This window comes from Streptomyces fradiae ATCC 10745 = DSM 40063, assembly GCF_008704425.1.
Taxonomy (GTDB): domain Bacteria; phylum Actinomycetota; class Actinomycetes; order Streptomycetales; family Streptomycetaceae; genus Streptomyces; species Streptomyces fradiae.
On sequence record NZ_CP023696.1, the window covers coordinates 5,595,643 to 5,621,974 of the forward strand.

The 26,332-nt window shown below is 77.9% G+C and carries 12 protein-coding genes; 10 read left to right on the forward strand and 2 right to left on the reverse strand.

From position 1 onward, the window contains the following. Window positions 1–64 precede the first annotated feature (64 nt). Both CP974_RS24605 and CP974_RS24610 read right to left on the reverse strand, forming a co-directional pair. Entirely contained in the window at window positions 65–2,629 is a 2,565-nt protein-coding gene (locus tag CP974_RS24605; RefSeq protein ID WP_031130142.1) for a polynucleotide kinase-phosphatase, read from the reverse strand. Continuing rightward, window positions 2,626–4,161, reverse strand: coding sequence for a 3' terminal RNA ribose 2'-O-methyltransferase Hen1 (locus tag CP974_RS24610; RefSeq protein WP_031130141.1), 1,536 nt, complete (start codon window positions 4,159–4,161; stop codon window positions 2,626–2,628). The genes CP974_RS24605 and CP974_RS24610 overlap by 4 nt, the downstream gene beginning before the upstream one ends. Before the next feature lie 451 nt (window positions 4,162–4,612). Between CP974_RS24610 and CP974_RS24615 the strand changes: the two genes are divergently transcribed. The 10 genes from CP974_RS24615 to CP974_RS30760 all read left to right on the forward strand — a co-directional run bounded on the left by CP974_RS24615 (window position 4,613) and on the right by CP974_RS30760 (window position 26,312). Next, the gene (locus tag CP974_RS24615) at window positions 4,613–5,338 is read left to right on the forward strand and encodes a Crp/Fnr family transcriptional regulator (RefSeq protein ID WP_031130140.1); all 726 of its coding nucleotides are present in this window, start codon (window positions 4,613–4,615) and stop codon (window positions 5,336–5,338) included. A 446-nt stretch (window positions 5,339–5,784) separates the two neighbouring features. After that, window positions 5,785–6,603: a nucleotidyl cyclase domain-containing protein gene (locus tag CP974_RS24620; RefSeq protein WP_031130139.1), complete on the forward strand. Its 819-nt coding sequence runs from the start codon at window positions 5,785–5,787 to the stop codon at window positions 6,601–6,603. Further along, window positions 6,600–9,017: an nSTAND3 domain-containing NTPase gene (locus tag CP974_RS24625; protein WP_031130138.1), complete on the forward strand. Its 2,418-nt coding sequence runs from the start codon at window positions 6,600–6,602 to the stop codon at window positions 9,015–9,017. Before CP974_RS24620 ends, CP974_RS24625 begins: the two co-directional genes overlap by 4 nt. Then, a complete protein-coding gene (locus CP974_RS24630) occupies window positions 9,014–10,456 on the forward strand; it encodes a hypothetical protein (RefSeq protein ID WP_174887744.1) in 1,443 nt (480 codons plus the stop codon). The genes CP974_RS24625 and CP974_RS24630 overlap by 4 nt, the downstream gene beginning before the upstream one ends. Continuing rightward, a complete protein-coding gene (locus CP974_RS24635) occupies window positions 10,453–10,938 on the forward strand; it encodes a Pycsar system effector family protein (RefSeq protein WP_069978555.1) in 486 nt (161 codons plus the stop codon). Before CP974_RS24630 ends, CP974_RS24635 begins: the two co-directional genes overlap by 4 nt. Window positions 10,939–11,165: 227 nt before the next feature. Further along, the gene (locus tag CP974_RS24640) at window positions 11,166–13,826 is read left to right on the forward strand and encodes a VWA domain-containing protein (protein ID WP_051839225.1); all 2,661 of its coding nucleotides are present in this window, start codon (window positions 11,166–11,168) and stop codon (window positions 13,824–13,826) included. A gap of 45 nt (window positions 13,827–13,871) precedes the next feature. Continuing rightward, complete coding sequence (locus CP974_RS24645) at window positions 13,872–17,777, forward strand: tubulin-like doman-containing protein (protein WP_051839223.1); 3,906 nt, start codon at window positions 13,872–13,874, stop codon at window positions 17,775–17,777. After that, window positions 17,774–20,959, forward strand: a complete 3,186-nt coding sequence (locus tag CP974_RS24650; protein ID WP_031130133.1) for a hypothetical protein — start codon at window positions 17,774–17,776, stop codon at window positions 20,957–20,959. The genes CP974_RS24645 and CP974_RS24650 overlap by 4 nt, the downstream gene beginning before the upstream one ends. Beyond that, window positions 20,956–23,190 (forward strand): hypothetical protein, encoded by a 2,235-nt coding sequence (locus CP974_RS24655; protein ID WP_085921274.1) that lies wholly within the window; start codon window positions 20,956–20,958, stop codon window positions 23,188–23,190. Before CP974_RS24650 ends, CP974_RS24655 begins: the two co-directional genes overlap by 4 nt. Continuing rightward, window positions 23,190–26,312: a hypothetical protein gene (locus CP974_RS30760; protein ID WP_159311447.1), complete on the forward strand. Its 3,123-nt coding sequence runs from the start codon at window positions 23,190–23,192 to the stop codon at window positions 26,310–26,312. The genes CP974_RS24655 and CP974_RS30760 overlap by 1 nt, the downstream gene beginning before the upstream one ends. Window positions 26,313–26,332 lie beyond the last annotated feature (20 nt).

Here is a 26,332-nt window from a genome sequence, read left to right on the forward strand (position 1 = left end):
CGTACGGGCTCCGGGGCCGGCCCCCGACCGGCGGGACCCGCCGCCCGGGGCCGGCCCCGGGGGCCTACAGGCGCGGGTCGACCGGTTCCGACTCCAGGGCCAGGACGGCGAAGACCGGTTCGTGGACGCGCCACAGCGGTTCGCCGGCGGCCAGCCGGTCCAGCGCCTCCAGGCCGAGGGCGTACTCGCGCAGGGCCAGCGACCGCTTGTGGCCGAGCGAGCGGGAGCGCAGGCGGCGCAGGTTCTCCGGGCGGGCGTACTCGGGGCCGTACACGATCCGCAGGTACTCGCGGCCCCGGCACTTCACGCCCGGCTGCACCAGCCGCCCCGAGCCGCTGCGCGCCAGAGCCCGCAGCGGCTTGACGACCATGCCCTCGCCGCCCCGGCCGGTCAGCTCCAGCCACCAGTCGACACCGGCCCGCACGGACGCCTCGTCGCCCGTGTCCACGAGCAGCCGGCCCGTGCCGCGCAGCAGCCCCGTGCCGTCGGCCGCGACGAGCCGGTCCACGAGCGCGAGCTGCTCGTCGTGCGGCAGCCCGGCCAGGCTGCGGCCCCGCGCGGCCAGGACCTGGAAGGGGGCGAGCCGCACCCCGTCCAGACCGTCGACGGGCCAGCAGTACCGCCGGTAGGCCTCGGTGAACGCGGCCGTGTCGGCGGCCCGTTCCCGCTGCCGCCCCAGCAGCGCGGACACGTCCACGCCGCGCGCGGCCACCGCCTCCAGCGCCGCCGTCGCACCGGGCAGCGACGCCCCGGCGGCGGCGCCCACCGCCGCGTACTGCGCGCGCAGCAGCCCTCCGGCCTTCAGCGACCACGGCATCAGCTCGGCGTCGAGCAGCAGCCAGTCCGTGTCCAGCTCCTCCCACAGTCCGGCGGCCGTGACCGCGGAGCGGACCCGGTCGAGGACGGCCTCCGTCGTCGACCCGTCCGGGAAGAAGGGGCGGCCCGTGCGGGTGTAGAGCGAGCCGGTGGGGCCGTCGACGCCGAACCGCTCGCGGGCGGCCGCCGCGTCGCGGCACACCAGGGCCACGGCGCGGGACCCCATGTGCTTCTCCTCGCACAGGACCCGCGCGACCCCGTCGGCGGCGTACGCGGCGAACGCCTCCGCCGGGTGCTCCAGGAACCCGTCGAGACCGGACGTGGGCGTCGGCGCCATCGTCGGCGGCAGGTACGGCACGAGACGCGGGTCCACGGCGAAGCGGCTCATCACCTCCAGGGCCGCCGCCGCGTTCTCCTCCCGCACGGTGACGTTCCCGGCGTGCCGGGTCTCCACCACGCGGCGGCCGTGCACGTCGGCCAGGTCGAGGGGGCGGCCCTGGTGGCCGCCGGGGGCGTCGGTGGCGAGCGGCCGGGCCGGCTCGTACCAGACCCGCTCGGCGGGCACGTCCACCAGTTCCCGCTCGGGCCAGCGCAGGGCGGTCAGCCGCCCGCCGAACACGGCACCGGTGTCCAGGCAGATGGTGTTGTTGACCCACGAGGTGTCCGGCACGGGGGTGTGCCCGTACACGACGGTGGCACGGCCCCGGTACTCCTCCGCCCACGGGTGGCGCACGGGCAGGCCGTACTCGTCGGTCTCGCCGGTCGTCTCGCCGTACAGGGCGTGCGAGCGGACGCGGCCCGAGGTGCGGCCGTGGTACTTCTCCGGCAGCCCGGCGTGGCACACGACGAGCCGCCCACCGTCGAGGACGTAGTGGCTGACGAGTCCGTCGATGAACGCCCGCACCCGCAGGCGGAAGGCGTCGTCCTCCCGCCCGAGCTGCTCGACCGTCTCGGCGAGGCCGTGGCTGTGCCGCACGCTGCGGCCGGCCAGCCAGCGCGCCAGCTTGTTCTCGTGGTTGCCCGGCACGCACAGCGCGTCCCCCGACTCGACCATGCCCATGACGCGCCGGAGCACGCCGGGGCTGTCCGGGCCCCGGTCGACGAGGTCGCCGACGAAGACGGCGGTACGGCCCTCGGGGTGCCGGCCGTCGACGTAGCCGAGCTTCGCGAGCAGCGCCTCCAGCTCGGCCGAGCAGCCGTGGATGTCGCCCACGATGTCGAACGGGCCGGTCAGGTGCCGCAGGTCGTTGTACCGCTTCTCCAGGACGACCTCGGCGGCCTCGATCTCCTCGGTGCCGCGCAGCACGTGCACCTTCCGGAAACCCTCGCGCTCCAGGCCGCGCAGGGACCGCCGCAGCTCGGAGCGGTGGCGGCGGATGACGTGCCGGGGCATGTCCGCCCGGTCGGGGCGGGCGGCGTTGCGGGCCGCGCACACCTCCTCGGGCACGTCGAGGACGATCGCGATGGGCAGCACGTCGTGCTCGCGGGCGAGCCGGACCAGCTGACGGCGGGCCTCGGGCTGCACGTTGGTCGCGTCCACGACGGTGAGCCGGCCGGCGGCGAGCCGCTTGCCCGCGATGTAGTGGAGGACGTCGAACGCGTCGCGGCTGGCGCTCTGGTCGTTCTCGTCGTCGGAGACGAGGCCGCGGCAGAAGTCGGAGGAGACGACCTCGGTCGGCTTGAAGTGCCGCCGGGCGAACGTCGACTTGCCGGAGCCGGTCGCACCGACGAGGACCACGAGGGACAGGTCGGTGACGGGCAGTGTGCGGGTCCGCTCGGCGGCGGGCTCCGTGACGGCGGTGGTGCCGGTCATGCGGCCTTCTCCTCCTTCTCGGTCGGCGCGGCGTCCGGGGCGGCGCGGTGCGCGGCGGGTGCGGGCGCGGACGCGGCCTTCTGTACGGGGCCGTCCGCGGCCGTGAAGACGGCCATCTGCGTGGGCGGTCCGACCTCCGGGTCCTCAGGCCCGACGGGCGTGAACGCCACCGCGTACCCGTGGCGTCCGGCGACCCCCCGCGCCCAGTCGCGGAACTCGGCGCGCGTCCACTCGAAGCGGTGGTCGCCGTGCCGGACGTGCCCGGCGGGCAGCGACTCCCAGCGGACGTTGTACTCGGCGTTCGGCGTCGTCACGAGCACCGTGCCGGGCCGTGCGGCGCCGAACACCGCGTACTCCAGGGCGGGCAGCCGCGGCGGGTCCACGTGCTCGACGACCTCGCTGAGCACCGCCGCGTCGTACCCCGCCAGCCGCTTGTCCGTGTACACCAGGGAGCCCTGCACGAGCCGTACGCGGGACGCCTGCCGCTCGCCCATCCGGTCCAGCCGCAGCCGCCGCGCGGCGAGGGTCAGCGCCCGTACGGACACGTCCACGCCGACGACCTCCGTGAAGCGCGGGTCCTTCAGCAGCTCCTGGACGAGCTGGCCCTGCCCGCAGCCCAGGTCGAGGACGCGGCTCGCGCCGGCCGCCCGCAGCGCGGCGAGGATCGCCTCGCGGCGCCGCACCGCCAGCGGCACGGGCCGCTCCTCGGTGTCGGCGTCCTCGTCCACGGCGTTGTCCAGCTCCTCGGCCTCCGCGTCGTCGGCGGCGGCCAGCCGCGCCAGCTCCAGGCGCTCCTCGGCCACCCGCGTCAGGGAACGGCGCCGCGACAGGTAGCGGTGGGCGATCAGCCGCTGCTCCGGGTGGTCCGGCAGCCAGCCCTCGCCGACCCGCAGCAGCTTGTCCACCTCGTCGGGCGAGACCCAGTAGTGCTTGGCGTCGTCCAGCACCGGCAGCAGCACGTACAGATGGCGCAGCGCGTCGGCGAGGCGCAGCTCGCCGTCGAGGACGAGCCGGACGTACCGGGAGTCCCCCCACTCGGGGAACCGCTCGTCGAGCGGCACCGGCTCGGCGGTCACCGCCCAGCCCAGCGGCTCGAACAGCCGGCGCACCAGGCCGGCGCCGCCCCGCGCGGGCACCGCCGGCACCTCCACGCGCAACGGCAGTGCGGTCGCGGCCAGTTCGGGACGGGCGGCGCACCGGCCGGCCAGCGCGCTGGAGAAGACGCCGCCCAGCGCGACGGCGAGCAGCGAGGACGCGGCGTACGGGCGGTCGTTGACGTACTGCGCGAGCGCGGTGTCCGGGCCCCGGCCCTGGTCGCGCCCGCCCCTGCTCCGGCGCACCAGCGCGACCGGATCGACCTCCAGCAGCAACGCGGCCGTGCACCGCTCGGCCGTCGCCTCGGGGTAGAGGACGTGGGCCGTGCCGTGGGAGGTCGAGAACGCCTGCGCCCTGCCGGGATGCTTGTGCAGCAGGAAGCCGAGGTCGGTCGCGGGGCGGTCGGGGGTACCGGTCGTGCTGATCGTCAGGAACACCCGGTCAGTATCCGGGCGGGCGCCCGGCACTGGCCACGGGTTTTACCGTCCGTACCCGTTGCCCGTCCGGACCCGCCGCACCGCCCGTCCGCCCGCCCGGTCCGCGCCGTCCGCCCGCCCGGTCCGCACCGCCCGGTCGCGCGGCCTCACCGCGCTTCCAGCCGCCGACCAGGGGCGCACCCGCGGCGCGCGGGGGCGGACGCGCAGCAGGGCCGGTGGTACGGGGGCGCACATAGGGGAAGTGTGCGCCGGGTGCGCTTCCAGCCGTGTTGACGGGCTGGAACAGACCCCCTAGCGTCTTCACCCCAAAGCAGTGACGCAACGTCAACCACACACGTAGCAAGGCCAGTTGAGGCGCCGCTCTGATCGAACGGGGCCCGAACGTCCAGACGAACCAACCGAACGCGAGGCTGTCCGTTCGGGTGTACGACGCGCGGGGGAAGGGAGCGGAATGAGTCTTTTCGGCCAGGACCGCTCCTTCCTCGAAGCCCTCTCCGCCCAGGACCGCCGTGCCCTCCTCGCCGAGGGCGTCCCCCGTGTCTACGAACCCGGCACCGTCATGATCCGGGAGCGCGACACCTCCGCCTACGTCCTGGCCCTGCTCTCCGGCTGGGCCGTCGTCTCCGTCAGCACCGAGCGCGGCACGCGCCTCATCCTCGCCCTGCGCGGCGCGGGCGAGGTCGTCGGCGACCTCGCCGCCGTCGACCAGGGCCCGCGCAGCGCCACCGTCACGGCGCTCGGCCGGGTCCGGGCCGTCTCGGTCCCCGGCGACCGGTTCCGCCGCTTCCTCGCCGCCCGCCCGCACGCCACCTCACTGATCATGCGGCAGCTCAGCACCCGGCTGCGCAGCGCCGACGTGGAGCGCCGCTCCCTCGCCTCCGAAACCGTCCTCCAGCGCCTCTCCGCCCGCCTGGCGGAACTGGCCGAGCGCGCCGGGAGCCCCGGCCCGCACGGCACGGTCCTGGAGATCCCCCTGCCCCAGCACGACCTGGCCGCCGCCATCGGCGCGACCCGCGAAGCCGTCGCCAAGGCCCTGCGCCAACTGCGCGACCAGCACGTGGTCCGCACCGGTCAGCGCCAGGTCGTCGTCACCGACATGAAGGCCCTCCTCCACCTCGCCCAGGGCCGCGCGCCGCGCCCGGCGGGACCCGCGGAGAAATCTCCGCCGGGTGTGTAAACGGCTACATCGCCCGCCGCCCGGGACGGCGAGGCTTGACCTGTCACCCACGGCACCGGCGCCACAAGGCACCGCGACCACAACGCACCGGCGCCAGGGGACCCCGGCACCGCGAACCGTCCGCACCACGACCCATCCGCACCACGAGGCACCACCACACGGCACCGCCCGGTACCGGTGGGAAGGCCGGGGCGCCACCCCGGCACCGACGGCGCCCGTGTCCCGCCCCGGCACCGCCGGCACCGGGCCGGACGCACCACCGCCACCGGCGCCCGGGCACCGGCACCGGCGCGGCGGCGCACCGGCCGCACCGGCACCACAGCGGCAGCGCCACGAGCAGCGCCACGAGCGGGACCCGAGCACTACCCGGCAGGACCCGAGCAGTACCAGAGCACCACCCCCAGAGCAGCAGCACCACGGAACACCACGGCACCCAGGGAGTCCGAGTGAGCAGTGCGGGAGCCATCCACCGACTGGTCGTCTACGCAGACGCCTGCGCCTCCGGCACCCTCGACATGGCCGCGAAGACGCGTATGCGCTCCGCCATGTACGGGGCGTTCGGCGAGGCCTACGCCTCGATCGGCGTCGAGCCCGGCCAGATCCACCAGGAGGACCGGGGCGACGGCATCCTGGCCGCCCTGCGCCCCGACGTCCCGCCCACCCTCATGGTCGGCCGCTGGCTCGACACGCTGTACGAGAGCCTGCGGGAGCACAACGCCGGCCGCGACCCCCGGCTGCGGCTGCGCGTCGGGATGAACGCGGGCCTGGTCCTGGACGACGGCGCGGGGCTCGTCGGCCGCGCCGTCGACCTGGCCTGCCGCCTGTGCGACAGCGCCACCGCCAAGGCCGTCATGGCCCGCGCGACCGACGCCGACCTGCTCGTCGTCGTCTCGGGCTGGCTGTACGACAACGTCGTCTCCGAGGGCGGCCGGTACGTCGAGCCCGCCCACTACCGGCCCGCCCGCGTCAGCGCCAAGGAGACCGACGAGACCGCCTGGTTCCACATCCCCAAGCGCCCCGCACCCCCCCTGCCGGGTGACCCCGGCGGGGACCCCTCCGGCACCGCGGGCGACCGGCCCGGTGCCGCACCGACCGGCGGTGGGCCGTCAACGGGGGGCGGCCCACCGCCTCGCACCGCCGAGGCGCCCCCCACCGCGGTACGCCGCTACCGCGCGGGGGGCGACCTCCAGGTCTTCGAGGGCAACACCATCAACGGCGGGTTCACCGGCATCCGCAAGGACCGTGACGGGGGCGAGCGCGCGTGAGCGACCACGACGACGCGGCCCGGTACGACCACCGCGACGGCGCCGCCGCCTCCGCCGACCAGCCCCACGACCGGGACCGGGACGCCGCGCGCGACCGGGACCGCGACCACGCGCGCGACCGGGACCGCGACGCCGCGCGCGACCGGGACCGGGACGCCGCGCGCGACCGGCACCGCGACGGCGCCAGGGACCAGCCCGGCCGGGACGGCGACGGCGACCGGGAGCCCGAGGCCCCGCCCAACCCCTTCGACCACGCGGGCAGCAACCCGCTCGGCGCCTCCGGCGGCACCGGGGGCGCCGGCACCGCCCACGCCGCCCGCGCCACCTTCGAGCACGGCCGCGCCGAACGCCGCTACGACTTCCGCGGCGACGGCCAGGTGTTCGAGGACAACACCTTCATCAACCAGTTCTGGGTCGACTCCGGGCCGCCCGCCGTGCAGGGCGCCGTGCCGCGGGAGACCCTGGCCGCCCTCGCCGACGTCTACTGCGAGACCGCCGGCTACCAGCGGATGAAGCGCCTGCTGCGCTCCTGCGGCGTCCTCGTCCTCACCGGCGAACCCGGCAGCGGACGCACCGCCACCGCCCTCGCCCTGCTCTCCGAGCTCACCGACGACCACGTCACCCGCCTCGACCCGGCCACCCCGGTCCACACGCTCGCCGACGACACCGTCCAGCCCGGCCACGGCTACCTGCTGGAGCTCCCGCCCGAGCACGGCACCGACCCGGAGCCCGGCGACGACGACCGGGCCGCGCCCGAGGGACGGCGCCGCCTCACCGAACTGCACCTCGACCGGTTCAGCGGCCAGTTGCGCGCCAAGGGCTCGTACGGCGTGGTCCTCGTCGAGAGCGGCGACCTCGCCGACCGGCTCCTCCAGGGCCGCTACGGCGTCCCCTGCCCGCCCCCGCCGCCCGCCGAGGTCCTCCACCGCCATCTGCGCACCCTGCTGCGCGGCGAACCCGACGGCGCCCTCGACGCGGCCCGCGCCCTCGCCGCCCACGAGGAGGTCGTCGGCGCCCTCGGCCTGGACGAGCTGCGGCCCCGCGAGGCCGCCCGGCTCGCCGACCACCTCGCCCGCCACCAGAAGGGCGAGCTCACCCACGACGAACTCCTGCGGGACTGCGGCACCTTCGTCCGTGCCCAGGCCCGCGCCTGGTTCGCCGGAGCCGACCGGCCCGGCAGGCTCCCCGAGGCGCTGCCCGCCCTGAACGCCGCCGCCCTGCGCATCGCCGTCGCCGTGTTCAACGGCTCCGCGTACAGCCTCACCGCCGAGGCCGCCGAACTGCTCACCTGGGAACTCGCCGTCACCCTCGACCCCGAGCGGCCCGTCGGGCGCCGCCTGTTCGGCACCCATGCCGACAACCGGCCCGTCCTCGCCCGCTCCGTCGTCGAGGACGGCGAGATCGACCTGGGCGCCGCCCGCGTGCCCGCCCGCGTCATCCGCTTCCAGGGCGACGCCCTCGCCACCGCCGTGCTGCGCGAGGTGTGGCACGGCCACCACAACGTCCGCGGCCCCGTCGCCCGCTGGCTGCGCGGCCTGTGCGACGACCCGCGCCCCGAGGTGTGGGTCCGCGCCTCCGTCGCCGCCGGGGTGCTGTGCTCCTGGGACTGGGTGTACGGCTTCGGCGAGCTCGTCCGCCCCCTCGCCGCCCTCGACGGCCGCGTCCCGCGCATGGCCGCCGCCACCGCGCTGGCCGAGGCCGCCCGCGAGCCGCGCGTCCAGCCGGCCGTCGCCGCGACCTTGCGCGACTGGGCCCGCGGCGGCGACGCCGCGCTCCTCGACACCGCCGTCCTCGCCCACGGATACGTCCTGCCCGCCGGGTCCGTCCGCTCGTCCCTCGACGCGCTCGGCGCCGTCGCGCGGTCCGGCGACGGCGCCGACCCGGACGTGCTCGCCGCCGCCTCCTTCAGTGCCATGCGGCTGCTCGCCTCCGCCGAGCCCGAGACCGTCGCCGACCGCCTCGGCCACTGGCTCGGCGACGGCCGGCGCCCCCTCGCCGACCTGGCGCTCCTCACCGCCATCGGCACCCTCACCATGCGCACCACCCATCTGTGGGGCCTCACCGAGGTCCCCGAGCTGGAACCGCACGGCGCCCGGCCCCTGCTGCTCGCGGTGCTCGCCACCCGCCCCGGCCTCGCGGCCCCACTGGCCGCGCTGGTCCGGGCGGCCCTCGGCACCCCCCGCTCCGGGGGGCCCGCGCTCGACGGCCTCACCTCCCTGGTGCGGCGCGCCGCCCGCGACCCGGAGACCCTCCGGCTGGTCTGCGGCTTCCTGCCGCTGCTCGCCACCACCCCACGGGACCGCGACCGGTTGCGCGGCCTGCTCACGGGGCTCGTACGCGACCGGGACAAGCCCCTGGACAGGACCGCGGCCGGCCGCATGTGGGACGCCGTGGCGGAAGGAGCCGGACGATGAACCCCGGGCCCACCCCGTACGACCCCCTCGCCGACGCCGGGCCCGACCGCGACGGGGCCGGCGCCCGGCCCCGCGGCCCCCTGCTGCGCGAGACCCCGCCGCCGTACCGGCGCGTCAGCGGACGCGTCGCCGCCGTCCTCCTCTACCGCAACGGCGGCCACCGCGTGATGTGGCCCGACCGCAAGGAGGACTACGGCACGCCCCTCTTCGGCAGCCCCTACACCGTCTTCCAGGTGCTGCTCGGCCGCAACATCACCGACTTCGCGCTCGAACTGCCGGCCGCCGGCGACGGGGTGTCGTTCCACGCCGACGCGGAGGTCCACTGGGAGGTCGAGGACCCGTACCTCGTCGTGCAGCGCCAGGTGTGGGACGTCGCGGAACTCCTGCGCGGCGACCTCCTGGACGGGCTGCGGGCCGTGTCCCGGCGGTTCGGCATCACCGAGGCGCAGCGCGCCGACGAGGCCGTGCGCGAGGAACTGGCCGCCGGCCGGCTGCACATCGGCCGCGACCTGGGGCTGCGCTGCCGCGTCCTCGTCTTCTTCCACCTCGACAGCGACGTGAAGGGCCAGCTCGCCGAGGCCGACCGCACCCTCGTCGGCATGGGCGTGGACCGGCGCGTCGCCGAACGGGAGCGGCGCAAGGACGCCTACGACCGGCAGATCCTCGCCGACCGGGCGCGGGAGCTCCAGGACATGCTCCGGCAGGGCGAGTTCGCCCAGATCGCCCACCACATGGCGGCCAACCCCGACCAGCAGTGGGAGATCCGCCGCCAGCTCCTCGCGGAGGAGCGGGAGGGCAAGGCCGACTTCCTCGCCGTGCTCCACCGGCTCATCGACACCGGCGTCATCGAACGCCACGACCTGGACCAGATGACCTACCAGGTCCTGGAGCACCTGCGCAGCAGCAGCGGAGGCGTCCTCGGCGGCGTCGCCGACCGGGTCCTGGACCTGCCGCGCCCCGGCCCCCGCGCCGCGCTCACCGGCGGCGGCCCGTCCGCCGAGCCGGTGCGGCCGCCCTGGGAGGACGAGCCCTCCGACCGCCGCCGCCCGGCCGCCCCGGTGCCGGACGACGACCCGCGCCGCGTCCGCGAGCCGACGAACGTCCAGTCCGCCGGCGAGTGGGAGCGGGAACGGGACCGGGAGCGGCGCCGGGACGGCGAGCGGGACGGCGGGCGGGGCTGGGACGGGGAGGAGCGGCGAGGCGACCGGGAGCGGCGCTGGGACAGGGAGCGGGACGACGCCGGCCGGGGGAGCGGCCGGCCCGGCGGCCCCGGCGCCGGCCGGGACGGCGCCGCCTGGCGTGACACCCCCCGTGACCCGGACGACCGGTACGGCGACCGGTACGGCGACGACGCCGCGTACGGTTCCGCGTCCCGCCGCCCCCCGGCGGCCCCGGCCGCCCCGCCCAGCGCCGACTTCGACGACTGGGACGACGAATGAGCCCCGCCCCGGCGTCCCCCGAGGAGGTCCGCGCCCTCGCGGAGCGGCTGCTCAGCGGCGTTCGCGAGGACATAGGCCGCGCCGACACGAAGGCGGCGATCCTGCTCTCCGGCGCGCTCGCCTTCCTCGCCGTCGTCTTCACCCGTGATCCCGCCCCGCTCGGCGCGCGGGGCGCGGCCGCCGTCCTGCTCGCCGTCGCCGGCGTCCTGTGGGGCGCCGGGATGCTGATGCTCGTCGGGGTCGTCCTGCCCCGCACCCGCATCGGCGCGGACCGCACGCTGCTGCGGGACCTCGTGTCCGGCGCCCCCGCCGGAGCGCTCCTCGACCGGATAGCCGAGGCCGGGGCCGACACGACCTCCTGGCTCCTCGACCAGGCCAGCGTCCACGGACAGGTCCTGGCCGCCAAGTACCGCTGGCTGCGCGCGGGCGTCCTCTGCCTGGTCCTCGGCGCGGGGCTTGCCCTTCTGAGCGAACTGTGGTGACCGAAGACATGAGACAGACCAGCACCGGCCGGACCGCACGGGCGGGACGAGCCGCACGACGGACCGGCCGGGCCGTACAGCGCACCGGCCAGGCCGTACGGCGGGCGGGCCAGGCCGTACGGCGGACCGCACACACCGTACGCGCCGTACGGACCGGGCCGAACGCACGGACCGGGCCGAACGCACGGACCGGACCGGCCGCGTGGACCGGACCGGGCGCACGGACCGTGCGGACCGGGCGGGCGCTGCGGGCCGCCGCCCTCGCGGTGGCCCTCGGCCTCGTGGTCCTGGCCCCGGCCCCGCCCGGCGCGCCCGCCACCGCTCCCGCCGCGGCGAGCGCCCCCTCGGCGCCGCCCGAGGGCGCCGACCCCGTCGACTTCGCCATCGTCGTCGACCAGTCCGACAGCCTGTCCGACGAGGACCTGGCGCGCGAGGTGGAGGCCGCCTCGCTCCTCGCCCAGGGCGAGATCTCCGAGCGCTCCCGCGCCACCGTCATCGGCTTCGGCAGCTCCGAGAAGCCCGGCCAGTCCCCGGTGCGGGAGGTGTGCCCGCTCACCGTCGCCGACGCCGCGGGCCGCCAGCGCCTCAGCGACTGCGTGCAGCAGCTCGGCCGCCGCGACCAGGCGCGCGTCGGCCCCGGCACGGACTTCCCGGCCGCCGTCCGCCAGGCCGTCACCCGGCTCACCGAGCGGGACCAGCCGGCCACGCCCAAGGTCGTCTTCCTCCTCACCGACGGCCGCCTCGACGTGGAGGACAGCCCCGAGTACGGCACCGACCGGGAGAGCCGCAAGGCCAACGGCGTGAAGCGGCTCGCCGACGAACTCGCCCGCGCCCGCCGCGAGAACGTCCAGATCTGGCCGCTCGGCTTCGGCACCGGCATCGACCGCGCCACCCTCACCGCCATGGCCGAGGGCGGCTACCGGGGCGGCTGCGCCGACCGGCCCTCCGCCACCCCCCGCATGCGGGTCGTCGCCGACTCGACCGGCATCGACAAGGCGTTCCAGGAGACCTTCGCCGCGGCCCGCTGCGCCGGCATCACCCCCGGCGACTCCAAGCGGCCGCCCGCCGACCTGTACGTGACGATCCCGCCGATCGCCACCGACGGCTCCATCACCGTCAGCAAGCACGATCCGGAGGTCACCGTCACCTACTACGACCCGCGCGGCCGCAAGGTGCCCACCAGCGGCACCTTCGACGGGTCCGGCTTCGAACTCAGCGGGCGGGACGGCCCCGTCGAGGCGCTGCGCGTCAGCGACCCGCTGCCGGGCCGCTGGCGCGCCCGCGTCGAGGCACCCGAGGGCCACCGGGGCCGCGAGGTCGCCGTCCGCGCCATCTGGCAGGGCCGGCTGCGCTCCTCCGTCGTCCTCGACCCGGCCTCCCCGCGCCCCGGCGAGCGGGCCGTCGTGGAGGTCCGCATGCAGACCCGCCGGGGCGTGTACATCACCGACCCCGCGCTGCTCACCGGGATCAAGGTGACCGGGCAGCTCGCCGGGGACGGCTTCGACCCGGTCGGCTTCACCCTCGCCGACGACGGCCGCGCCCCCGACCGCACCGCGTCCGACGTGCGGTTCACCGGCACCGTCACCGTCCCGGCCGGGGCGACCGGCGCGCTGCGGCTCACCACCCGCATGGAGGCGCCCGGCGTCACCTCCGACCTGCGCCCGCTCAACGCCCGCACCGGCGAGCGGGCACCGGCCGTCGTCGCCGGCCTCACCGTGGACCGTACGACGGTCCACCCCGGCGACACGGTCCGCGGCACCCTCTCCGTCACCAACAACGACAGCGCTCCCCACACCCTGCGCCTCACCCTGTCCGACCAGGCGCCGGGCACCGAACTGCGCGTCGACCCGGCCGCCGTCACCGTCCCGCCGGGCAGCCGCCGCGAGACGCCGTTCACCCTCACCGTCGGCGCCGGCACGGCGCTCGGCGAGATCGGCGGGAAGATCACCGCCGTGGACGCGGGCGCCCCGGACCGGCCCCTCACGGAGGCCTTCCTCGTCGTCCGGGTCGAGGAGCGCCCCGGCTGGCCCGAACGCTGGTGGCCCGCGCTCGCCGCGGGCGCCGCCGCCGTGCTGCTGCTCGGCGCCTTCGCCGCCCTGCGCCTGCGGGCCGTGCGCGCGCGCCTCGACCTGACCGGCGTCGAGCTGGAACTCCTGCGCGACGGGCACGTCCTGGACCGGCTCACGGTGCGGCACGGGCAGAGCGTCCGCGGCCGGTTCCCGTTCACCGTGGAGCAGGGACTCGGCACCGCGCCCACGCTCCAGCGCGGCAGGCCGGGTGCGCACGGCGCCCACGAACTGATCGCCACCCGCGGCGGCGAACTGCGGCTGCGCCCGCACGGCGGCCCCGAACTGCCCGTACGGGACGGCGCCGCGGCCGGTCTCGACGACGGCCTCGACGTCGCCGTGCACGACCGCCGCAGCGCGGGCCGCGCCCCCGGCGGCCGTACCGACGGCGGCCGTACCGACGGCGGCCGCACCGACGGGGGCGGGCTCCGCGGCGACCGCGGGACCGACCCGTACGGGACCGACCCCTACGGGACCGGCGACCACCGGACCGACCCCTACGGGAGCGGCGACCACGGCGCCGGCGACCACCGGGCCGGGGGCCGGTACCGGCCGGGCGGTGGCGGCGCCCCGCGCGGCTCCTGGCGCGACCGGCTGCGCCTCGGCCGCACCGCGCCCCCGCCCCGCCGCCCCGCCGACGACGAGCCCGGCGGCTGGTCCCGCGACGACCGGGACCACCGCGACGACCGCAGCCGGCACGGCCGCCGCGACGGCGGCACGAACGGCCCCGGCGGCCCCCGCGGCACCGGCGGCGAGGGCGGCACGGACGGCGGGCACGACGACCGCCGCACCGGCGCCGGCTCGTGGGACCCGAACTTCTGACGCAGCACCGCACGACGGGGCGCCCGCGTCCCGAGGGGAGACCTCATGAAGATCTACCAGCCCATGCTCTTCGTCGGCCTGGGCGGCACCGGCGGCCGGATCGGCGCCGAACTCGAACGGAGCCTGCGCCGCGAACTGTGCGGCCCCGACGGCACCCGCCTCGTGGACGGCGGGCGCCGCGCCCCGTACCAGCTGCCCGACTGCCTGCAGTTCGTGTACGCCGACTTCAGCGAGGGCGACCTGAAGTGGCACCCGCAGTACAGCGGCAGGGGCTCCGAGGCCGCCGCGTACGCGCGTACCACCCACGTGGTGAGCGACCTGCTGCCCGCCGAGTTCGAGAGCTCGCCCGACGTGACCCGGATGCTGCGCGTCGCCCTCCACGAGGAGACCCGCGACTGGCTGCCCCCGGACGTCCGCCAGCCCCGCGTCGCCCCCCTCTACAACGGCGCCGGACAGCTCCCCACCGTCGGCCGGGCCGCCCTGTTCGCCACCCTCCGCGGCGGCCTCGAACCCGTCCTGCGCCCGCTGCGCGCCGCCGTCAGCGCCATCGGCACCAGCGCGGGCGACCTCCAGCGGCTCGGCGGCGGACGCATCCGGGGCTGCGACGTCTTCGTCGCCTTCTCCGTCGCGGGCGGCACCGGAGCGGGCATCTACCACGACTTCCTCCACCTCATCGGGCACGAGTTCCGCAACGCGGGCGTCCCCGGCGTGAAGATCTACCCCCTGGTCGTCATGCCGTCCGCGTTCCCGCCGGAGGCCGGCGGCGGCCGGGAGGCCGAACTCAACGGCGCCCGCGCCCTCGTGGACATCTCCCGCCTCGTCGACGACCAGAACATGCCGAGCGCCGACGCCGCCGTGGGCGACGTCGAGCACCGCTCCCGGATCAGCGTCCGCTACCCCGCCGACACGGTCGTACGGCTGCGCGCCTCCACCGTGCAGACCGCGTTCCTCTTCAGCAAGCCCACCGTCATCCGCCGGGAGGACCTGCGCCGCTCCATCACCGCCCTGGTGATGTCCCTCGTCGGCACCGAACTGCCCGCCCAGTCCGGCGGCTCCCAGGACGACTACCAGTCGTTCGCCGAGAGCTTCATCAACAAGGGCGTCGAGCGGTCCAGCCACGCCCCCTCCGGCATCGGCTACCGCGGCATGTCCACCACCCTCGCCGCCTCCCTCACCGTCCCCGTGGACGACCTCGCCGAGATCGTCGCCGCCCGCCTCCTCGCCCAGGCCGTGCGCGGGATGGAGGAGCGCGCCCGCGAACCCGCCAGGAACGGCACCGAACGCGTCCGCGAGATGTTCCGGCACGCCCGCGTCGAGGCGCTGTGGACCCGCGCCGCCCACGACGTCCCCGACCCGGAGGTCCCGCCCCGCGGCAGCAAGGCCGTCACCCTGGCCCTCCACAACCGGCGCGGCGACATGGAGGACGCCCTCGCCCGCCTGGAGCGCGACCTCGCCCGCGACATGCCGCGGATCGTCGAGGAGTTCCAGCCCGGCAGCGCCGTCCGCAAGGTCCTGGTGGAGTACGGGCCGTTCGGCGTCAGGGCCGTCGTCAAGGGACTGCGCGGCCACCCCGAGCGGGTCGCCGAGGCCGGCTTCACCGGCATGCTCGACAACCGCCGCGGCGAACCCCGCCGCCCGCCCCACGTCCAGCGGTCCGCCCCGCAGGTGCCCCGCGTCAAGGGCGGCGCCGCCGGGCTCGTACCGGCCCGCTGGAGCGACCCCGACGTCCGGGAGGCCAAGGCCGACCAGGACGACTGGTACCGCTGGCGGACCCACGCCCTGTGGCACCACGCCTGGCGGGAGAACGAGTCCCGCTGGCGGCCCGTCCTCCACCACGCCGAGCAGGAACTCGACGCGCTCGTCGACGCCCTGCTCGGACACGCCCAGGAGGAGGGCAAGGCGTTCGCCGCGCGCCGCCGCGAGCTGTACCGCGACGACCGCAAGGGCGTCTCCTACCTGCTGCCGCCCCAGAACAGCCTGCGCGTCTTCTACGACGACGTCGTCCAGCGCCTCGGCCGCAGCCTGGGCCTGCCCGAGGAGAACACCGACGCGGCCGGCATCGTCGACGCCCTGGTGGACTCCTCCCACTGGCTGCGCGCCCTGGAGGCCGTCCGGCAGTCCCACGGCGCCGCCGTCAGGGAGCTCAAGCAGGTCCTGGAGCAGCGCGTGAAGGCGCTGTTCGGGGAGAACGGGCGGAACCTCAACGACCGGCCCCTCCTGCCGTCGATGGAGCTGCTGCTGCGCGCCGCCGCGGGCGACGAGGCGGCCGAGGCCACCGTGGACGCCCGCTGGCTGGAGCAGTTCCGCGCGCAGATCGCCGGGCTCCTGCCCGTCGGCTTCACCCCCGACGGCAACGGCGACCTCAAGGTGCTCATCACGTACCCGCAGAGCGAGGCGGACGGCCGCACCTCCGAGTACCTGAGGAAGGCCCTCTACCTGCCCCCGCACGTCAAGACCGAGATGCACGCCGTCGACTCCGAGTCGATCACCGTCGTGCTGTTCCGCAGCGGCATGAGCCTCACCGACGTCTCCGAGGTCCGCGGCCTCCTCAAGCAGTGGTCCGAGGCGCGGGAGGCGGGCCGCTCCGACGACTTCCTGCCCTGGCGGCAGCGGCTCGGCTACCAGGACGACTGGCTCGTCAGCACCGAGGAGGACCGGCAGCACATCCTCCACCGCGTGCTGTGCGCCATGTGGAACGGCCTTGTCGGCCACGACGGCGACGCGGCCTCCCCGGACGTCGTGCGCATCCGCCTCCAGCGCGGCGAGTCCGCCACGATGGCGCTGCGCGTCGAGCCCTTCGACGGGCAGCTCTCCAGCTGGGCCGGGCTGCTCCGGGCGTACGAGCGCACCGCGCTGCTGGAGGAGGAGTCGATCATCGGGGCCTTCTGCGACCGGCTGATGAACATGCAGCCGGCCGGGCTCGGCACCACCCCGGCCACGCCCTCGCCGCTGTTCCTGCGGTTCGTGGAGGAGTTCGCGCCGCGCGAGCTGGCCCGCCTCGACGAGCTCGCCGAGCGGTGGGGCCCGGAGGAGTGGCTCGACCCCGTGCGGGACTTCTGGACCACGACCCTGCCCGGAGCCCTCGACCGGCCCTTCGAGACGGAGGGCAAGAGCTCCGCCAGGTCCCTGCGCACCCTGTACGAGCGCCACCGCCGCGACCTGGCCGAGCGGGCCGCCGCACCGCCCCCGGCCCAGCCCCCGGCGGGCGGCCCCTACGGGCAGGGTCCGGCACCGGGCGGCGGGCCGCACGGGGCAGGGCCGCACGACCGGCGGTACGGGCCGGGCGCGGCTCCGGCGGGTGGCGCGTACGGGTCAGGCCCCCTGACGGACGGCCACCCCCCGGCGGACGGTGGACGGCATGTGCCGGGCGCGGTGCCGGGAAGCGGGGTCCACGGACCCGGCTCCCCGGCAGACGGCGGCCCCTACGGGACGGGCCCGGCGCCGGACGGCGGCCCCTACGGGACGGGACTGGCGCCGGACGGTGGCCTGTACGGGACGGGCCCTGGGCCGGATGGCGGCCCGTACGGGTCCGGTTCCGCACCGGGCGGCGGCCCGTACGGGTCGGGCCCCGGCCGGGACGGCGGCCCCTACGGGGCGGACCCTGGGCCGGATGGCGGCCCCTACGGGGCGGGCCCGGCGCCGGATGGCGGCCCGTACGGGTCCGGTGCGTACGGCGGCGCGTACGGCGGCGCGTACGGCGGTGGACCGGCGCCGCACTCCGCGCCCTACCCCTCCGCCGCCTCCTCCCCGCACCACCCACCGGAGCCCCACCCCGCCGCGCCCCGTCCCGCTCCGCAGGCCCCGCCGCACCGGCGCGAGGCCGAGCCCCGCCACGAGTCCTTCCCCGAGCAGCGCCCCGCTCCCGAGACCGGCGCCGCTCCCGAGCCCGCCCCGGCCGAACCGCAGCCCGGCACCGGCCACGCGCCCACGTACCCCTGGGACGAAGAGTGAACCTTCGCGACACCCCCGGCTCCGACCCGGCGCCCCACCGGCAGCCCGGCCACGCCGTCCCGCTCGACCTGCGCGGAGCGCCCGGCGGGTCCGGCGGGCGCGGCGGCTCCGGCGCCGTCCGCGCCGCGCTCGGCACCCCGCAGCACGGCGACGGCGAACGGCGGTTCCTCGTCATCGACGACGCCTCCCGGCTCGTCGACCACCAGCTCCTGTACGAGCGGCTCTACTCGCACGGCCCCGCCAAGGTGCTCTGCCTCGCCGTCGGTCCGGGGGAGGGCGGCCGGCGCCCGACCGGTGACCCCGCGGCTCCGGGCGGCTCCCTGCTGCACCGCCCGCTGACCCTGCGGCCGCCCGCCGCGGGCGTCCTGTGGCTCCTCGACCCGCACACAGGCGACGACCCCGAGGGCCTGCGCCCGCTCGTCGAGCTCCTCGTCCAGCCCGAGGTGTTCGACGCCGTCCTGCGCGGCCTCGCCGAGGTCGTCCACGGCGTCGCCGTCCCGTCGGTGCGGGTCGTCGAGCACGACCTCAGCGACGAGGCCCGCGCCCGCGCCTGGAAGGAGGCCGTCGGCGCCCTCGCCGGGCAGGAGGTGACCGGCGGCGGCCCCGGCGACTCCGTACCGCCCGAACTGGCCCTGCTCCTCGACGACTCGCTGCCCGACGCGGTCGCCGGGCACCGGTGGCTGGAGCCCTCGCGGCCCGCCGCCGCCCGCCGCGCCGCCTGCGACGACGCCCTCGAGGACGCCCGCGCCGGGCACCGGCTCGCGCGCGGTCCCGCCGGGCTGTTCGGCCGGGGCTCCCGCCACGCCGACCTGCCGGGACGCCTTGCCGGCCTCGGCCGTGCCCTCGAGGCGTACCGGGACACCGTCGCCGGGGCGTTCACCGACGCGGACGGGGTGCGGCTGACGCCGGAGCAGCGGGCGCGGCTCCTGGAGCGCGGCATCGCCCTGCCCGACCTGCCGGCCGCGTCCCGCACGCGGGTGGTGCCCGCCCTGCGGGGCCTCACCGAGCACCTGCTGGAGCAGCCGCTGCCGCTGCGGTCCGCCGCCGCCCGGCTCGCCGCCCTGTCCGACCGCTCGGCCCCGTCCGGCAGCGCGGCCCGGCTGGCCCGCCTGGACGAGCTGTGCGACCCGGCGTACCTGCGCCACCTGGCGTCGCCACCGCCGTTCCGCGCGGGCGGCACGACCGCCGGGGCGGCACTCCTGGCGCTCGTCCCGGCGCTCGCCGCCGGTTTGTGGCAGGGGCCCGGCTGGTACCTGGGACCGGCGGCCGGGGTGGTCGCCGCGGGGCTCGGCGCCCTGATGTGGCGCCACCGCCCCGACCGCTCCCGGGAGGGCCGCTTCGACGGGGGCGGCACCAGCCGGGTGGCGGCCCGGCTCCTGGGCGGCCTCGCCGGGGGCGCGAGCGGCGCGGTGGCCGGCTCGCTGCTGGGACTGCCCGCCTGGGCGGGGGCGCTCGCCGCGGTGGTCGCGCTCGTCGGGGCGGTCGTCCTCGCGGTGCGGGACTGGACGCGGTCCGTGGACGCCTGGTGGGCGGCGACCGACGCCGAGTACGCCGCGCGGGTGCTCCCCCGGGTGGACCGGCTCCTCGCCGAGACCGCCGTCCACGACTGGCTCCTCGCCGACGCGCGGCACCACTGCGCGGACGGCGCCCGCGCGGTCGCTCTGCTGCTGCGGGGCCTCGCCGCGACGGCCGACGCGTACGGGGAGGGCGGCGGTTCCGGGGAGGGCGGCGCGTACCGGGAGGGCGGCGGCCCGGCCCGGCCGGGCGCCGTGCCGGGGCCCCGCCCCGCCGCCCGGCCGGAACCCGCGCCGACCGCGGCGGACGGCGGCGACCTGTGGGAGTGGGACACGGGCGCCCCGGCCGACGACGACTGGTTCGCCCCCGCTCCGTCCGGCCACGGCGGCACGGCCGCCGACCCGGTTCCGTACGGCGGACGCGACACGTACGGAGACCCCGGGGACGGCTTCGGCGACACCCCCTACGGGACGTACGGCAGCCCGTACGGCGACGCGCCCGGGGAGGGGTACGGGCGCGAGGGCTCTCCCTACGGGACGCGGCCCCCGTACGGCAGGAACGGCCCCGCCCACCCGTACGACGCCCCCGAGGCGCCCGGCCCGTACGCCGGCCCGCGCCACCCCGACCACCGCACGACCGGCCCCGGCGGCTCCCGCGACGACGGGGCCCCCGGCCACGGCCGCTCCCGCCCCGGCAACCCCACCGGCCCCGGCGGCGACCCGGCGTCCGGCGACGGCACCGGATACGCGTACGAGTCCGGCACCGGATACGCGTACGCCCCCGAGCCCGGCACCGGATACGAGTACGCCCCCGAGCCGGGCTCCGGCTCCGGGCACGAACCCGAGCCCGGCCCCGGATACGACCACGCCCCCGAGCCCGGCTCCGGCTCCGGGTCGGGGTGGACCCTCGGGCCCGCCTACGAGGCCGTACCCGACCCCGAATCCGCCCTCCCGCCCCCGGACGGCCACGGCCACTGGCCGCCGCAGCGCGCCCACGAGGACCCGGCGTGGCTGGAGCGGGAGCGCGGCGACGGCGGCCCCGACCTGGTCGGCACCCTCGTCGCCGACCTCGCGGCCGGCACCCGGCGCGTCCTCGCCCCCTGCTGGCTCCGGATCGAGCGGGACCCCGCCCGCGCCGGGCGCACCCCCCTCGACGAGCCCATGCGCGAACTGCTGGACGAGGTGCACGGGCGCCTCCTGCGCGACGCGGCGACCTCCCCGCCCCCGCACGACCCGCAGCCCGGACGGCGGCCCGACGCCACCCGCATGACCGGCGTCGCCCCCGACCGCGTGGCCCGCCTCCTGGCGCCCGACGGCGACACGGGCGGGGCGCCCGCCGTCCCGCTGTGCATGCCGCACCACCGGCGGCTGCTCTCCGCCGACCCGCTGGCCGCGCGCCGCGTACGGTTCGCGCCCGAGGCGTTCCGGCGGGGCGCCGCGTCCGAACCGGACGGCGAGGGCGCGGCCCCCGGCCGGCACGCGCGGGGCGCCGCCTACGCCGAGGACGTCGTGTGGACGCCCGCCGGCCGCCACGCGGGCGTGCTGGGGCTCGTACCGCTGCGCGGCGACGCCGTGCGGACGGTCCGCGAGGACACGACCGGACCGGATGGACCGGACAGACCGGACAGACCGGACGGACCGGACGGACCGGGGGAGGCCCCGTCGTGATCCAGTCCCACCGGCCCGGCGGAGAGCTGGCCTTCCTCACACCCAAGGGCGGCCTCGTGCGCTTCGCCGCCCGCTTCGGACCCGACGGCGAGTCGGCCGGCCACCCCGGCAGGCCGGGCCGCACGGTCACCCTCGACGGCGACCGGACCGTCGTGCAGTACCGCGTCGCCCCCGGCGACCGGCGGGCGCTCGCCGCGCTCGAACGGGAGGCCGCCGCGGCCGTCGCCCTGGAACGGCGCTACGGCGACATGGGGTTCCGCGAGGTCTTCACCCGCGTCGTCGGCTACGACCTGGACGCCCCCGAGCCGTTCGTGCTGTACCGGCCGGCGTCCGGCGAGCCGCTCGCCGCGTACGGCGGCGCCCTCGGCGTCCGCGACCAGCAGCGCGTCGCGGCCCAGCTCGTCCTGGCCGTGCGGCTGATGGGCGCCGCCGGCCTGGTGCACCGGGCGATCGGCCCGGACACCGTCCGCTGGGACGGCGCGCACGTGCGGATCGCCGAGCCGTACGCCGCCCTGCGGGCGGGCGAGCCGCGCGAGGCGTTCGGCGCGGCCCCCTGGGCGTCGCCCGAGCAGCGCGGCGGTACCGGGACGGCCGACCCGCGCGACGACCTGTGGTCCGTCGCGCACCTGCTGTACTACCTCGTCGCCGGGCGCCCCGACCGGGGCGCCGGCCCGCCCGCCGACCTGGCCGCCTTCCGCGGACTCACCGCCTTCCACGACAGCGGCGCCTTCGCGCCGTCGGCCGCGGACCGCCCCACCCCCGTCGAGCTGATGCGCTTCCTGCGCGTCCCCGACCCGCTCACCGCCGCCACCGCCGAAGCCGCCGCCGCGAACCGGTCCGGCTCCTCCGGCCGGACCGCCGCGCCGGGCCGGACCGCGGGCCCCGGCCCCGCCGCCGCGCCCGGCCGACCCGCCGGACCCGGCCCGGCCGACCACGCCGGCCCGCTCGACCCGGCCGACCCGCTCGACCCGGTCGGCCCCGGCGGCGCCGCGTACGACCGGCGGATCGCCCGCAAACGCGCCGACCTCGGCCTCGACCGGCCCGAGCCGCCCCCGCAGGAGCCCGGCCGGCAGGGCCGCCCGCCCTGGTGGCGCCTGTCCGGGCGGCGCCCCGCCGCCCCGCCCCCCGCGCCCCCGGCCGCCCCGTCACCGCCCGCCGCCGAGGCCGCCTCGGCCGAACGGCTCTGCCCGCACTGCCTGCTGCCCGTCGCCTACGACCCGTCCCGCCTCGTCACCATCGACCCGAAGGGCGACCGCGTCCCCCTCGACGTGAGCGGCGACCTGCCGCCCGCGCACCTGCGGGACCTGCTGCGCACCGCGTACCAGGTCTGCCCCTACGCCGACGGGGGCACCCCGCACGAACTGCCCGTCCCGTACCTGACCAACGGCCGCCCCCTGACCATCGCCCTCGTCGGCAGCTCCGGCGTCGGCAAGACCCATCTCCTCGCCGCGATGCTCGCCGAGGTCGAACAGGGCGGCCTGGAGCCGTACGGGCTCAAGTGCCTGCCGCTGAACCCGGACACGCACCGCGCGTTCCTGCGGGAGCGGGTGCACAGCCTCCTCCAGGGCCGGGAGCTCGGCCGCACCGGGCAGCAGACGTTCGCCCGGTTCGCGGACGGGCTCCTCGTCACCGGGAACGGCCCCGCCCGCCCGGTCGTCTTCTTCGACCTGGCCGGCGAGGACCTCGCCCAGGACGGCGAGGTCGCGCGGTTCCTCACCGGCGTCGACGCGTTCGTCTTCGTCCTCGACCCGCTGCGCGCCCTGGACCTCCCCTCCCTCGACCCGGTGCGGGAGCGGAACGGGCTGCGCCGCCGCGACCTGGGCGACGAGGCGTTCACCACCGTCCTCAACCGCATCCCCCGCACCTGGGGCCCGTACGTGGCCGCGCCCGCCGCGATCGCCGTCAACAAGAGCGACCTCGTCCGTGTCGAACCGGCCGTCGACCGGTGGCTCGGCCGTTCCCTGCCGCCGCGCTTCCGGCCGGACGAGGTGCGCGCCGAGAGCCGCGACGCCCACGCGTTCGTCTCCCGCCACGCCACGGCGGCGTGGCTGCGGCCGTTCGACGACTGCGCCCGCTGCACCCTGCACTTCGTCGCGGCGACCGGCGGGCAGGCCCGCGACGACCGCTTCCCCCACGGCGTCCGGCCCCGCAGGGTCCTGGCGCCGCTGCTGTCGATCTTCGCCATGTGCGGGCTCCTGCCAGGAGTGGACCACCGAGAGGCAGGCATCTGATGTCCCCCTACGACAGGCCGGCCGACCAGATCGTGTTCCGCTGGGACACCGACAACCTCTCCGGCACGACCGGGTTCGGCCCGGTCGCCTGCTCGTGCCCGCCCGAGGTGGCGGACGCGGTGTTCCGCACGGCGGCCCCGCTGCTGCGCGCCACCGGCGAGGCGACGGCCCCCGCGCTGCTGCGCCTGGAGAACGGCGACCAGGTACTGCTGGTGCACCGGGCTCCGGCGCGCGACGCGGGGGGCCGCGCCGGCACCGTGTGCCATGCCCTGATGGCCCACGCCGCCGTCCTGGACCCCGCCACCTGCCTGGGCCTCCATCCGTGGGCGTGGGAGGGCGGCGACCTGGCCCTCGGCGCGGTGCGGGGCGGGCTGCCCAGGGTCCCGGGGGCCGCGCTGCAGGCCGCCGCCGACTCCGGGCTGCGCGGCCTGACCGGCTCCCTCGCCGGGGCGCGGCACGAACTGGTCGGCGCCGTCGCGGAGTTCCTGCGGCATCCGGCGTCGTCGTTCACCTTCCTCGACCCGACGGGCCGGACGGCGCACCGGGTGCTGTGGGGGCTGCACGGCATCTTCGGCGGGATCACCCGGCGCTGGACGTTCGCCACGCACGACACGGCGGAGACGGACCGGCTGCGGTTCCTGTTCGTCAGCCGCTGGACGGGCGAGGCGTCGGGGGGCGGTGCCCGGCGGCGCGTCGACCCGGCCGAGCGGAGCGGCGACCGCGCCGAGTCCGTCGCCGAACGGCTCGTACGGCACCAGCTGCGCGAGGAGTACGCGGTGGCCGAGGAACTGCGCCGGGCGGCGGACCACCACCGGGCGACCCGCGCCGGCAGGCCCTCACTGCTGGCCCTGGCGGAGGACGCCCTGGCGGCCCTGCCGCCCTTGGACGGCGCGCCGGGGCGACCGGGGTGGGGTCGGCCCGGCGTCTCCGGCAGGCCCGGTCTCCCCGGCAGGCCGGAGGGGCACGGGGCGGGGGCGGGGTATGCGGGGCCCGCGGGTCCGGTGGGGCACGGGGGGCCTGACGGGCCTGGTGGGCCTGACGGGCCTGGGCTTGGGCTTGGCGGGCCGGCGGGGTACGGCGGCGGGGGGCCGTCGGGCCGGGTCGAGGGGCCCGCGGGTCCGGCGGGTCACGGGGGGCCCGCCGGGTACGGGACGTCCTGGGGCGGCCAGGGCGGACCTGGCGGGGTGCGCGAGCCGGGCCCCGGCGGCCCGGACGTCGGGCACCGGCAGAGCGGCGGCCCGGAGCCGCACGGTGCCGGGCCCAGCACGGGCCCGGGGCCCGCTCAGGGTTCGGGTCCGGGCCCGGCTCAGGGTCCGGGTCGGGGTCCGGGCCCGGCTCAGGGTCCGGCTCAGGGTCCGGGTTCGGGGCCTGGCTCGGGCGGAGGGTACGGGCAGGACCGGTGGCAGGACGCGCGGGACCGCCCGTTCGGGGCCGTGCCGGTGGTGCCGCCCGAGTGGCCGGAGCCGGCCGAGGACCGTTCGAGGACGCGCAGGCTGCTGGGCGGCAGGCCGCAGCGGCGCGGGCCCGCCGACGAGGATCTGCTGCGCGACCTGCGGGCGGGCGGCGGGTACGCGGCGCTGACGTCGCTCGTGACGGAGGCCGCCGAGCGGTGGCCCTCGTGGAGCAGGGAGCAGCGGGCGGACCTGTGCTCCGTACTCCTGGACCAGGAGCTGTTCGTCACCGACCGGGCGGGTGCGGGCGGCACGGGCGACGACGTGCGCGCCGCGAACGCCGCGTCGCTGTACCGCTGGGCGGTGCGGCCCCTGCTCGACGACCCGTCCCTGGCGGGGCGCCTGGCGGAGCTGCTGCCGCGCCTGCTCACGGGGCCGTACCGGGCGGCGCGGGCGGCGGTCGACCAGATCACCCGCGCCCCGTCGCCCGGCCTGCCGGAACCCGCCTGGCAGGCCCTCTTCCGCGCGGCCACCCGCGTCCCACCGCCCGCGGCGCCCTCCGACCTCCCCGCGCCTGCCGGCGCGCCCCCGGCGCCCGCCGAGCCACCGAAGACGGCCCCGCCGCCGCACGCCCCGCCGGACCGGCACCTTCCGGACCGGTGGGGCCCCGAGCCTCCCGGTCCCGAGGCGCCCGCCACCGGGGCCTCGCGGGACGTCCGCGTGCCCGGCGGCGGCCCCCCGTCCGGCGGCACCCCCCAGGCCACGGGCGCCCACCGTCCACGGGACGGGGGCGACCCGTCGGGTCCCGCGCCCGCCGTGGCACCGGACCGTCCGCTGCCCCCGGCCCGCCGGGAGGACCCCCCGGGACGCGGGCCGGAGCCGTACGACTGGAGCAAGTCCTGGTACGACGAGGGCCCGGCCCCGCACCAGGGCGCCCCGCACCAGGGGGCACCGGGCGGCCACCGCCCCGGCGGCGCCGAACCCGGACCCGAGCGGCCGGCCTCCCGCCGCGACCGCCCGGGTGAGCCGCCCCCCGCCGGGCAGGACCTCCTCCACCACGCCGCGCCGCCGGAGCGACGGCCCGCGGTGGGCACCCCGCCCGCCCCGCGCCCGGCCGTCCCGGCGCAGCGCCGCCCCGAGAACCCCCACCCGCAGAGCGGCGCCCACCCCACCACCCCTGACCCGACAGCCGAGGCGCCCGCCGAGTCCCGGCCGGCGCAGGCCCCGCCGGCCGGCACCCCGGACACGCCACGAGTCGCAGACGAGTACGCGGGCCCCGGTGAACACACGGGTGCCGGCGAGCACATGACCACCCACGACCCCATGACCACCCACGACCCCACGACCACCCACGACCCCACGACCACCCACGACCCCACGAGCACGGACGGCGGACCCGACCCCGGCGAGCGGCCGGACGCGCACCCCACCGCAGCGCCCCACACCACCGCGGCCCAGCCCGCGACGCCGGCCCCCCGCCCACCGGCCCCGGCCCCCAGCCCACAGACCCCAGCCTCCCGCCCACCGACCCAAGCCCCCCGCACACCGACCGCGGGCCAGCCCGCGACCGCGGACGAACCCCCCGGCGGAGGGGCCGCGGGCCAAGGCGCGAGCGCCGATCAGCAGGACGGTGCGGACAAGCGGCCGTTCGTCGTCGTGGGCGCGGGGGCGGGGCTGATCCTCGTCCTGCTCAGCGTCCTGCTCGCGGTGTCCGTGCGGTCCTGCACGTGACGGTGACGGTGCGTCGGGCG